This is a genomic window from Oscillospiraceae bacterium (assembly GCA_034925865.1).
Taxonomy (GTDB): domain Bacteria; phylum Bacillota; class Clostridia; order Oscillospirales; family SIG627; genus SIG704.
This window is the reverse complement of sequence record JAYFRN010000025.1, coordinates 1-12841: the sequence shown is the minus strand read 5'-3', so window position 1 is coordinate 12841 and position 12841 is coordinate 1. Positions and strand designations below refer to the sequence as shown.

The window sequence follows — 12841 nt, the reverse complement described above, 5'->3', positions numbered from 1 at the left end:
ATTATTATTATTCCGGAAGGCTGGCGGCGGCTATCGACTGACCGACACGGCGGCTTGATTCATCGGGAATATTCAGCTCAAGGGAGGAATAAAGCTCCGGATATTCCGTTTTTAAAACTTCATTCGCTTTTTCGAGAAGAATAACTCCGCCGTCTCCGCTTGTCACGCGGCCGAGGGTAAGAACGTGTTTAATCTTGTAAAAGAGCGCGTAAAAGGCGACTTCATATCCGAAATATACGCCGATCGTTTCATAAATACGGCGTGCTCTTTCGTCTTTGTTTTTCATCAGCTCCTGTACCACCTTGAGCTTTTCAGCCGGAGAAAACGAAGCGTCAAGCTCTATCCCCGCGGCGGGCGCAAGCTTTATCACGGCGTCCTGCGAAAAATATTTAACTCCGCAGCCGTAATCGCCGGACCATTCGTCTGTCATCGCGTTTTCGTTGAAATCGACCGGTACGAACGCGAGCTCGTTGAGCCATCCTGTGATATTGCCGTTTTCATCGACATATCCGCCGGCCTCGCTTGTACCCATGGCGATTCCAAGGACACAGTCGTCGTCGAGATCCATCGCACCGGCAAGCGCAGTTACATCGCCGTCATTCGCAACCTCTATCGGAATATTGTCGCCCAGCTCTTTGGCAACATTGAGATAAATGTTCTTTACATATTTATCAAAATCCTCGTCAGAAACCTTTATGAACAGCGAAGCGACCATTATACGGTTGTCAATACATACGCCGGCGGTAGAAACGCCTATGCCATCCACACGCGGCATATGCTTCGCGGCGGTCTTCATTGAATCACGAATACCGTCAAAATGATATTTTGGATCGCTCTGAAGCTTCGGATGCCATACGACTTCTTCGGAGAACACCGCGTCTCCGTCTATAACAGCGCTAACCTTTCTGTCGCTTCCTCCCGCGTCAAAGCCGATGCGGCAGCCGGCAAGATGGCGACCCACGGGGGTCGCAGATTCCACCGTCGCAGGGGCTTCGCATATGCAGATGTTTTCTACTTCAAAGGGACGCTCATATACGCGTGACATGAAATTCACATCGAATTCGCGGCTTCCGCCTTTCGAATAAGCGGCCTTTATATAATCGCCGATAACCTTGCTCCCGGCAATAACGATTTTATATCCGCCACGCACCCACAACAGAGATTTAACCATTCGGTCCACGACCTTACAGTTGAGCTCGTCGCTTATGCCATCCTTAAATACTGTCAGCGGAAATGCGGAAACATAACCCTTATTTCTGACAATGCCTATTACAAGAGCTTCGCCCTTTCCTGATTTTTTAACATTCTGTTGGAATTCACGGTATACTTCTGACATCGGACTGAAATCCTTGTCCAGAACCGCTTTAACTTTGAGATTCATTTTTTTCCTCCGAAATTAATTTTCAAAATATACACTGCCTCTTACAAGCGTTTTTGACACGGACATATCTTCGTCGACAATAATCATGTCAGCGTCTTTTTCCTTTTCGATCGAACCCTTCTTATCCGCGACTCCGATAGCGGTAGCCGGATTTATGGAAGCGGCGCATACTGCCTTGAAAAGCGGAAGCCCCGTATATTGTCTGAAGTTTTTTACGGCGTTGTTGAGCTTAAGGACGCTTCCGGCTATGGTTCCGTCTTCAAGTCTGCATTCAATGCCCTTTACTATGGTCTTTTGTCCGCCCAGAGAATACACGCCGTCGGACAGCCCGCCGGCTGATATACAGTCGGTTATCAATATCAGCTTGTCACCCTTAAGCTTTTCTACCATCGAATAAAGACCCGGATTTATATGGAACGTATCACATATCAGCTCTGCGGAAACATCTGTTGAAAGCGCCGCGCCGACTACTCCGGGATTGCGATGCATAAGAGGAGTCATCGCGTTGAACAGATGCGTGGTATGAGAAATGCCGGCCTTTACCGCCGCAATTGCAACGTCATAGCTTGCGCCCGTATGTCCCATACTTAAAAGTATGCCTGTGTCTCGCGCGAGCTCTCTGATGCACGCAAAATTTTCGTCCATTTCCGGTGCAATCGTGATCAGCTTGATAACATCGGCATACTGTTTCACAAAAGCGGCATCGGGCTTCAGTATATATTCCTCTGCCTGTGCGCCTTTCTTTTCGGGATTTATAAACGGTCCTTCAACATTCGCGCCGAGTATCTGCGCTCCTGTGAACACGTCGTATCCAAGCGTGCTTTTTAATTTCAGCGCTCTTATAACAGACAGAGCTTTTTCAATCTGCGTCTTCGCAACGGTCATAGTCGTCGGGCAGAACGCGGTGACACCGTTTGCAAGCAAACCTTGCGCCATTTTCGTGACGCCTTCCTCGCTGCCATCGCTGACATCAATCCCGTCATATCCGTGGATATGGATATCTATCAGCCCGGGCGCGACATATCTGCCGGCCGCGTCAATAAGCTGCTCCATTCCCTCAAGCGTCTGAGCCTTTTCATTTGGAATTATGTCTTTGATCTTTTCGTCGAATATGACGGCGCTGTCTCCTACTATTCTGTCTCTGAGAACTATTTTGCCGTTGATTATCGCTTTCATTTAATAATTTCCTCCGCGATGCTTTATGAATTATATTAATATTTTATTTTGATTTTTTCTTTTTTTCGTTTATTATCACAGCCGAAGACAATGCGGCAAGCACAAACGCGCCGATGATAACGTATACGTATATCGGTAAATCGCCAGGTTTGTTATCAGGCGCCTTTTCAAGATTAATGAGTGAAAATGTCGGATATTTTGTGCTGCCTGATTGAGATTTTGACATTACTTTAAGCGTCAACGGGAAATCTGAGGACCAGTCTCCGCTTTCTACATTGAATACAAGCTCATATGCCTTTTTATCTGTGTCGCAATCCTCTTTCATATAGAGCTTTCCGTCCCGCAGCTCGAAATATTCAGAATCGCCGCCTTCTGTAAGTGAAATTTTATATTCGGGTATCTCATATGCTTCGTTGGCGGTAAGCGGTACCGCGTAAAGTGATGCGGCAAAATCTCCGGCTTTCGCGTCGGCTCGAACGGAATGTGATGCGGTCAAGGCCGAAAACAGAGGCTTCTGAGCGATGAGTGAATTTGTATAAAGCTTGCTCGCATCGCCATTTATCAGCGGAACAGGAATATACAGCAACGCGTCCTTCGCAAAGTAATAATTATAACCGGAATTGATATCTGAAGCGCTCTTGTATGAGCTTACGAATGTAATATCGCCGACATCAAGCACGTATTTTCCGTCTTTTTTTTCTGCGGAAAATATTTTATACGCTCCGTTTACGGATTTTGAAATTGTTGAAACATATACATATCTGCCTGCAAGCGCAGACGGGTCGACATCCGAATCAAGAGAAGCCGTCAGATAGTTTTTATCTGTCAGCTCAGATGTAAAATCCGCGACTTTTCCGGTAAGCCTGTCGATGGAGATATTGTTGACGGAGGCGTCCATAACATATGTGACTGCGTCGCCCTGGTATTCCGACACAATGGCAAAGAAGCCCTTGAATTCATATTTTCCGTCGACCTCATACGTTCCGCCGTCCTCTGAATACATCAAATAATCAACTCTGCCGTTTTTCAACGTTACTTTGACGGCACGGGCATCGTTTCCGGTATATTCGGAGCCATCCTTCTTTATCACGGCAAGCTCCGAGCTCTTGACGAACGAAGCTCCCGAATACGGTTCAATAACAGCGGTAAACAGCGAATCTGACGCCACGCGTCTAGCCAGCACATAATCAAGCGCCTTCGGGTTGCCGGGTTTGTTGCGCGGCGGGGTGCCAACGGCAAGATTGACAGAGCTTAAAGCTCCGAGCATAGAAAGCTTCAGATGAATATCGTTTGCCGTCGCGGAGCCCCATGTATCCTTTATGCTCCAGTCTATAGAAAAGCTGCCGGTCGGAGCCGCATCGGTCCTTACATCGGACAGGAACTGATATCCGCTGGAATATGTTCCCGTACCCCATTCGACATTTTTCCCGGCGAGTGTACCTCCTCCCTGCGGCGTCAGGTTGAGACCGGTAATTATGGTATCACCCATAAACTCGGCAGGATGGAAGCTATAGGTGTGGTTATTCCCACCCTTGACTCTGAACAGGTCGATCGCATACGATTCCGTATCGGACACTTTTATTAAAGCGCTCGTGCGGCGGTATTCGCTCGCGGCAGAATATGCCGCGGCTCCGTCAACGGAAATAAGCTTAACTAGCTCAGAATCGTCAAAATACTTTATATCGGATGCAATGGTGCTGCCGTCCTGCGGCGCATCATTTACAAGCACGGTGTTATGGCTGACTGTGTTCATCACCCAATACATGCGGTGCGGAGTTGTATCCGCAAATTCCGGATATCCGAGATCAGGCATTAAATCCATGCCGAACGCGTACAGCTCGAGATTGAGGTTATCCAGATGTCCGTGACCCGTATTGCGGCCGTAATAAACGGTCAGATCTGTTTCCTGGTTTATTGAAGCGGCAACGCCTGACCCCTCGTCTGAGCTTTGGCGTATGGCGCCAAATGACACGAGGCATATGCTCTCTCCTGCCGCAACAGAATCAAAGGTGAGCATGTGCAGACCGGGAGCGAGGCTTACTGTTTTTTTGAAATAAACGGCATTCACTTCCGAAGGCTTGGATTTGAAATCGCATTCGGACTGAATAAGCCTTCCGTCAACATATACGTCGAACTTTCCCGATGTATTTCCTTTACCCAAGGTAACAGGAAGATCATATACAGCTTCGGCATTATCAAGGTAGAAGCAGAAGGTGATTTCACGTTGATTCTCGGAGGAAGTAAATGTGACTCCGTTTCCGGATTTTTCAACGCCTGTCACAAGTGAGGCGTTTAATATTTTAAGCTCTGAAAAGTCATATTTTACGGATTTCGGGTATTCTATTTTTTTTGGTTCTTCGGTTTTAGCTTCCGAGATGTTTTTCAAAGCGACAAAGCCATATCCGGCGAGATTTACACTTCCCGACTTAAGCTTCCCGCTTTTTTCTATTACTCCCTTGATTTCACCGGTCAGGGCCTCCGGATCTTTATCAAAAATGGAAAGCACAAGGCCGTCAGTGCTGTTGCCGTTTACAAGGTATATGGCCTGCGCGAGATACTCGTCCTTGTAAACGCAATAAGCCGGAATTAAATTTGTATTATTTGCGACAATACCGCACCAGCCCGTATTTCCGCTGTCGCCGATACATGGCGTCATTTTATTCATGATGATCAGGTTGAGCATCGAATAAAACATTTTTTTATATTTTATCAGGTTGTAAAGGTCATAGCTTATTTCAGTGCCGTTTATAGTATAGCCCTTTAAAAGCTGTGCCAGATCGCTGTACATATTAAGCCATATGTTGTTATATCCCGGAGCGGCCTCGTTTCCGAAGCCGTCCCTGTCGACACTGTTGACAAAGCCTGCGTAAATATTGCCGCCCGTAATTCCAGTGGAGGCGGCTGTGCCGGATTGAAAATCAAAATCAAGCCATTGCTTTGTCAGAGTTTTATCGTCGATCACAACCGCCGCGAGTGCCAGCGCATACTGATGCATGCCTGTATTTCCGTATATATCGCCTGATTTTACAGCGGGAAAAATCCGTTTTACGAAATTATCTTCAATATTTACCATTATGTCTTTATAATTGCTCTTTTTGCCGCCGGATTTGTCAGAGAGCAGCTTCATTGCCTCGCTGCTCATGGACGGAAAAGCATTGAAAACGGCGTCGTATGCCTTTAAAAACGGAACCACAAGCACTGTTTCCCATATACACCCGACCACCTTTCCGGTACCTCCGCCGCCGTGGCTGTGCAAAAACCCGTCAGCAACCTTTTGATTTCTGACGCTCATATCCGGATAAACATCGGCCACTCTGTCAAGAAGCACAATCGCCGCATCGGCATATTTCTGTTCTCCCGTATATACATACGCGAGTGAAAGCTTTTCCGCCGCCATACGCAGGATATCTTCTTGTATTCCGTTTGCGTACCAAAGCGCAAAGTGATTGTAGTGAGCAATAAATGTATATTTCTTTCCGTCCGGAGCAACATATCCGAAGCCGTCGTCAACACCCCATTTCTCGCCCTTTTCGGGATAAAGAGTGTTTTTTAAAAGGGAGCTGTCGCCCTTGCCCTTGATGAAATTTCCGTTTTCATCAAGAGAGGATTTATAATAAGCGCTGAAATCGTTTGTCGGGAATTTCATGCCGCAATTCGGGCATGTCATTTTCCATTCCTCGTTCAATACATCGAATACATACGGATAGTTGCCGTATGCGTCAATTTCCTTGCCGCAGTTCGGACAGCCGAAGGTCTGATTGACGCCGTATGAACGCGGAAGCTGCTGAGAGGTGACAAGACCCCACCAAAAGTCAAGGCCTTTTTCTACATATGTATCTGCAGTTTTTATAACCTGATCGGCTTCTTCCTTCGCCCAGTCATATTTCTCTATATTTTCACGGGCATTGGCGACCTTTTCCGCCGTATATACAGTTGAACGTGTTTTAAGCGGCTCAGCAGAAGCGGCCGATGCCCCGATCGTCCCGAAGGATGGGACAAAAGCAACACACATTGCAGCAGCAAGCAATGAAGAAACCGCCCGCAGAAATTTTCTTGTTTGCATTTTATTCTCCTCAAAATACAAAATCATTCCGATACGCTTTAAAGTCATACAGCGCTTCCGTTTTTGTTTTATTTTCTTAATATGCGGTTTTTCACGGTTTATAATAAAACCATGTCTGAGTTATGTCAATTCATAATAGATTATAATACATTTCGTTATCGCTGTCAATAGACTGTTGAGATGTCAACACGGCATAAAAATTGCAAGTTTAATTGTCGCAGTTTTTTATCAGTTATTAAAACGGAATTTAATAAGCATTGTTTTATAAGAGAGAAAAGCCCATATACCAGAGACTTCTCTCTTTGAGTGGTAATTATTTAAATGCCGAGTTAATAAGATTAAGTGAGGAATATTCTTTTGAAATTTTACTCGGACGTAATTTTGCCGATGTTATACAATATATACAAAAGTACAAATATGAATAACAAAAAACCGGAGGATTACCCTCCGGCGGTTATATAAATTACATATTATAGTCATTACACGGATACATCAGTCTGGTATTTATATCAAAGTCTTAAGACCTTTTTGCATAGCTTGTACAGTGCGTAGATAGCAATCGAAAGCGCAAGGCTGGATATAAATGTTAAAGGAACAATCATCAGAAAGTAATTTTTAAAAATCATTTCCTGCGACATCGGATTTGTGGGTCCATAAAAATGGCTGCTGAAGTACGGATATAAATAAGAATCGGTGATATAGCTGCAAAGATAAATTTCAAGCGTGAGCATCGAAACACATTTAACAATGCTTTGAAAAGCTTTTCTTTTAACATTGGATGAATAAAACAGCAAAAACAAACCAATGCTTTCCGCAACAACAAATAGCGAACTGTAATCGGACATAAACCAGTTATTAAACTTATACTGATTTAACATTATCTGCAGTACTGTCTGCAGACAAATTAAAATGACGACAATCGCGAAGCTAATGGATTTTTTAATTGTTATTTGGTATTTTGATATGTATGCGCCTATAAAGTAATAAAGAATAGGATATAAACCCTTCCACCAGTCAGGGAAATAAATAAAGGAAATCTTGGGGATGTTAACGAAAAAAGGATTCAAGGTAGCCGGTACAGCTATAACGAAAAGCAGTGTGCACAGCAGTATAAAAAGCTTTTTTTTGTCCAAGGTATTTATAACGACATTAAATAAAGGAGCCAGCAGGAACAAGCCGATATACATGTTTACATACCACGAATATGAATCGGCCGTAAAGTTAAATATTGAGTATACCGCGTTTTGAAAGCTGACAGGCTTTTTTAAAATCAGACAAAGAATACTGATCAATACATAAGGTATCAGCACACGAAATATTTTGAGATAATATGAGCGGCTGATTTTATTCTTGTAATTCAGATATCCTGTACATATTATAAAAAGTGGAACACCGGCAAAAAAAAGCCATCTTAAACATGACTGGATAAACATGTTGGTATTGATAATTGGCGTTTGATAATATTTGGTATTTAACGAAAAATGAACGCAGAGTACAAAAATGGCAGCCATCGATTTTATTATATCAATACCGACACTTCTGCCGCTTTTAATTCCTTCCATAATCAATCCCTCATATTAAAGCAATAATTTCAGAGATCATGTTATTATCTCGGTAATTAAATAATTATCACTTTAATAGGAAACGCCATGGTATATAGGCTTTTCTATCTTATGAAACAAGGTTTTAATTACCGATTTGATGACCTATGGTTTATAAAGTATAGAAAAGCTGTGTTACGCCAAAGTGACAAAACAAACTATAAAATGCGGAAATATTCTAGCTTATAACGAAAAAAGCCCATATACTACTTTTACATCAGAATACAAAAAGCCATCGTTAATAAACGATGGCTTGCTCCGAAAGCTTTTTATTTAGCATAAAAAGCATTATCTGGATTTATATATCTCTATTTTTTTATGGTGCCAGCATTTAATAAACGGCATATAAATAAGTTTTGTTTTATAAGATAGAAAAGTCTATATACAAGAGCTTTTTCTTTCTTATATTATTTAATTGCCAAGTTAATAAACATCTGAGGCTCTATACGATTGTATACCGTCATAACTGAGAAGTGATAACTATATACAGTTTTAGTGGAATCGAGAATTTTCCATCTTACCTGAATTCCTATTTGCTTAAATTATAATAATTCTTCAGAGTGAAAAAGAACATTACTCCGCCTTCTATATTTTCAGCGCCATAAGAACATCCATGCTTTTCAAGAATTTCTCGGCAAATTGTTAAGCCCAGACCAGTTCCTCCTGTTTTCCTGGCTCTGGATTGATCGGTCCTATAAAACGGATCCCAAATTCTTGCCAAATCAATTTCATTAATGTGAGAACCTTCATTGAAAACGGAAATTTTAATGAGGTCCTTTTCATTTTCAGATTTTACAACAATAGTTCCGTTTTCGGGCGTATTTTTAATGGCATTCGACAAGAAATTCGTAATTACCTGCTCAATCCCGTGTCGATCCGCTCTGACATCGGATGGATCGGCTTCACACTTCAGGCAGAGATTAATCTTTTGTTTTCTTATAACAACACTGCATTTTTCTGTAATCTGGTTCAGCAGCTCTGAGCTGTTGAAATTCTCCTGATGTAGTTCATAAGCATCGGATTCGAGCCGGGACAAGTCTAATAAATCCAGTACCAGCTTGTCCAACTGGTCGATTTCACCGATCATGATTGCCTCGGCGTTTTTTAACTCGTCAGCAGGGAGCCGGTGATCCTCCATCATTTCTAAATAGCCGCGTATCAGCGTCAGAGGTGTTTTTAATTCATGTGAAGCCGATGCAATAAAGCTCTTCCTCATCCGGTCTATCTCAAGCTGGGCATTCAGATCACTTTGCAGTTTTCCGTTGGCTTCGTTAAGCTGTTTAATGGCTTCATTTAGTTTTTCAGCAAGATAATTAATGCTACTTGCCAGATCACCCAGTTCATCATGTGCTTTATAGTCGCACTTCTGTGTGAAATCCATACCGATCATGTGTGCCGCTGCATCCCGAATTTTCAGAACCGGTCTGGTTACAAGACGAGAGAAAACAATTGACAACACAATTGCAACAATCGCAATAATTCCAAACAGATATCCGCTGTATTTCATCAGAATTGTATAGTTTTCATTTATATATACTTCTTTTGTAATGGCTACAAAAGTGGATTTTTCTTGTAAACCCGTCTCCTCATTGGCTATATATATGGGGTAATAAATTCCGATATATCTCGTAGGCATATGAAAGAAATTTAAAATTTGGAAGATCTGATGTGAGTTTGGAAATATTTGATCTGAGTTCGCATAAGTCTGATCCAAATTTGTATCGTGTTGTCCGCTGCGGAACCACTTCTGAACATAATCCAGATAAGAGCGATTTAGCATGTCAATATTGTACGATGTCTGCTCAATCTCATAGCTTTTATTCAGAATCAGACAGCAGCATCTGTTCTCCCGCGCATAATCGTTCAGAGCGGATAAAATTTGATTTGAATCGCCTTGGGCCGTTTGATAACGTTTAATAAGCGGATAGATGTCTTTAAAAAGACGGCTTACCCGCTCCTGGTTGTATTCGGTCGTCATATAGTTTCTGCTGATGATCAGAAACTGTGCCGCAATCACAATTCCAATCAACAGCACCAAGGATGTGGCGACAAGCAGAGTCAACTTCCTTGTGATTTTATTTCGAAACATCAGATTCCTCCATATTAACGGATTTCTGATCCTTTAACGCAAAACAGTATCCTCGGTTGCGTACATTTTGAATCAGATTTTTCTGATCCAATAATTTATCCCGAAGCCTTTTTATATGAGTGTCCACTGTTCTTGGGTCACCATCATAATCAAAACCCCAAACCTTGTCCAAAATCTGTTCCTTTGAAAGGATTATACCTTTGTTTTGGATAAGGAAAATCAACAAATCGTTTTCTTTTCGCGTCAACACTATTGAAATATCGTTGATAAAAACCTCACCACTTGCCAAATTGATCTTAAGCCCGGCATATTCTTCAATATTGTTGCTTTTGCTGACCGTCCCATCTACTCTCTTCATTAGAGCATATGCTCTGGCAGCAAGTACTTTCAAGCTGAATGGCTTGGTAACATATTCATCCGCACCGTATTCAAAGCCTCGGAGCTTATCCTCCTCCTGTGATTTTGCTGTTAGCATTATGACAGGAACGTCTGATTTTTCCCGCAAAATTTCACAAACACGGAGGCCGTCAATCTCAGGCAGCATGATATCCAGAAAGACAAGATCGATCTTTTCATTTTTGAAGATCATGATAGCATCACGCCCGGTCTCAGCCTCTAAAATATTAAAGCCCTCATCTGTGAAATAGAGACTCAGCAGTTTCCTGATTTTGGAATCGTCCTCTACTATCAATAAATTCTTTTTCATATACATCCTTCTTGATTAACGATCGACAAAGCTTCTCTTTTCCTGTCGCCTATCATTCACATATCGACAAAAATAATTCGTAATTGAAAATCCGCTATTGACAACTGCGGCAAGGCATGTTATAATATCGCCGTTGCAAATCCGTTAGCGGATGCATATAATTATTTATAGGGGTATAGCTCAGCTGGTAGAGCAGTGGTCTCCAAAACCACGTGCCCTGGGTTCAAATCCTAGTGCCCCTGCCAGAAAAAGCCTGTGATCTTGCCATAATAGGCAAGGTGACGGGCTTTTCTTTTGCCGTTTTATTTTTTCATTATATGTATTATATCGCAATACATATGCGCCGTCAAGATTGTATCTTATATCATTTACCGAATTAATTAATCCCGCATGCCATGGCAATAGTCGTATGCATTATATCCTCCGGCATTGTTATAATACCGCTTTCCAGACCCATTTTTACCATATGTCCCCGCATGGAAAAAGTATTACATGCCACTTGTGGACAATCGGCAAACCGCGGAGGAATATCGGCAGAAACATAATCAGCTACTACTATATAAAGCTCACCGAATAGCTTTTCAAGTTGATTGATCAGCGGAAGCAGCTTTTTATTATATGTTTCTTTTGTACAGCTTTGCTCTATCGCGGAATAACCGTTTTTGAATATCGGAAATGTAGGCAGATAGTTTTTACCGTCATTTCTTAAATATCCTCTCACTTTCATCATTTCGAGAATATCACGGTCGCATTCGTTTTCTTTTCCTTGAAGCAACTTTTCAAGAGTTTTTGCCTGATCTCCGTTTAAATCTCCATTACATCTTTGATTAAGTCCTGCATATTTAATTTTATAATCGTAGAAATTCAAACCATTATCCGTTCCCGCGCCGTGCAGGCCTACAAAATCAACATCATCATCAAAATCCTCATATCCGACAAGGCTCCATTTACCGTCGCGCGGCCTTTCCGGATCAGGTTTCATTTTTCCGAACTTCCTGTTATACGCTGTCCAATCCGCTTCGTCGACAAGCCTTAATATAAGAAACCATTTAAGCTTTTCAAAGTCCTGATATCCGCCGTACAGTACAGTAATGACTCTGCTGACTTCTCACAATTCATTTTTATTGCTGATTTCTCTGTCTGTGAGACTTCCCCGGGTAAGCTCGTTCACTTTCACCTCGTATATTTGCTGCATTTACATTCCGAAATTTGTACAGTATTGGACCTCGTTTTGTGTGGGAAACTCGTCCGTTTCGGGTATGCCTTGTATGCAATTTTTGTTCGTCAGATCAAGGTTTTGCCCGTGGGTTATTATCCTTCCCAGATCCGACTTTCTTCAGATTCTATCTCGCGATGGACACCCTTGTCTTCTACTAACAGTTCCTACTGCCATGCCTGTAGTGAACTTTCACTGCTGAGTAAACGCGCCCGCTGCGCGCACGACAAAAAAAAGCAAGTCGTAAGACTTGCTTTATTTGGCTCCCCCTGCTGGGCTCGAACCAGCGACATCGTGATTAACAGTCACGCGCTCTACCAACTGAGCTAAGGAGGAATAAAAATGTCAGCATCGACCTATTTTCCCGGGCGGTCCCCCGCCAAGTATCTTCGGCATAGAGAAGCTTAACTACCGTGTTCGGAATGGGAACGGGTGGACCCTTCTCAATATAGACACTGACTAATTCTATTCAGGTAATACCCTGAAAACCGAATAAAGAAGATGAAACATAAGGAATGTAGTAGTTCAAGCTATCGGTCAATTAGTATCGCTAAGCTGAACACATTACTGTGCTTACACATGCGACCTATCAAACTTGTAGTCTACAAG

Annotated in this window: 7 protein-coding genes, 2 tRNA genes and 2 rRNA genes; 1 reads left to right on the top strand and 10 read right to left on the bottom strand. The window is 42.6% G+C overall.

From position 1 onward, the window contains the following. Nucleotides 1-7: 7 nt before the first annotated feature. The 6 genes from VB118_09055 to VB118_09030 form a co-directional block, all read right to left on the bottom strand. Nucleotides 8-1381 carry an ROK family protein gene (locus VB118_09055; GenBank protein MEA4832743.1) on the bottom strand — a complete coding sequence of 458 codons (1374 nt, stop codon included), beginning with the start codon at nt 1379-1381 and terminating at the stop codon, nt 8-10. Between the two features lie 15 nt (nt 1382-1396). Then, nucleotides 1397-2557: an N-acetylglucosamine-6-phosphate deacetylase gene (gene nagA / locus VB118_09050; protein MEA4832742.1), complete on the bottom strand. Its 1161-nt coding sequence runs from the start codon at nt 2555-2557 to the stop codon at nt 1397-1399. A 43-nt stretch (nt 2558-2600) separates the two neighbouring features. Beyond that, the gene (locus VB118_09045; GenBank protein MEA4832741.1) at nt 2601-6620 is read right to left on the bottom strand and encodes a heparinase II/III family protein; all 4020 of its coding nucleotides are present in this window, start codon (nt 6618-6620) and stop codon (nt 2601-2603) included. 509 nt (nt 6621-7129) lie between these two features. Further along, nucleotides 7130-8182, bottom strand: a complete 1053-nt coding sequence (locus VB118_09040; GenBank protein MEA4832740.1) for an acyltransferase family protein — start codon at nt 8180-8182, stop codon at nt 7130-7132. 568 nt (nt 8183-8750) lie between these two features. Continuing rightward, on the bottom strand, nt 8751-10310 hold the full coding sequence (locus tag VB118_09035; GenBank protein ID MEA4832739.1) for a HAMP domain-containing sensor histidine kinase: 1560 nt from the start codon (nt 10308-10310) through the stop codon (nt 8751-8753). After that, nucleotides 10297-11016: a response regulator transcription factor gene (locus tag VB118_09030; GenBank protein ID MEA4832738.1), complete on the bottom strand. Its 720-nt coding sequence runs from the start codon at nt 11014-11016 to the stop codon at nt 10297-10299. The genes VB118_09035 and VB118_09030 overlap by 14 nt, the downstream gene beginning before the upstream one ends. A gap of 169 nt (nt 11017-11185) precedes the next feature. Here VB118_09030 and VB118_09025 point away from each other — a divergent pair. Next, nucleotides 11186-11261: transfer RNA gene (locus VB118_09025), tRNA-Trp, on the top strand. Nucleotides 11262-11392: 131 nt separating this feature from the next. Here VB118_09025 and VB118_09020 read toward each other — a convergent pair. The 4 genes from VB118_09020 to VB118_09005 all read right to left on the bottom strand — a co-directional run. After that, the gene (locus VB118_09020) at nt 11393-11998 is read right to left on the bottom strand and encodes a hypothetical protein (GenBank protein ID MEA4832737.1); all 606 of its coding nucleotides are present in this window, start codon (nt 11996-11998) and stop codon (nt 11393-11395) included. A gap of 494 nt (nt 11999-12492) precedes the next feature. Next, nucleotides 12493-12568, bottom strand: a tRNA-Asn gene (locus tag VB118_09015). Between the two features lie 7 nt (nt 12569-12575). Beyond that, nucleotides 12576-12692 (bottom strand): 5S ribosomal RNA (gene rrf / locus VB118_09010). A gap of 61 nt (nt 12693-12753) precedes the next feature. Then, nucleotides 12754-12841: ribosomal RNA gene (locus tag VB118_09005) — 23S ribosomal RNA — on the bottom strand; the annotation flags it as partial.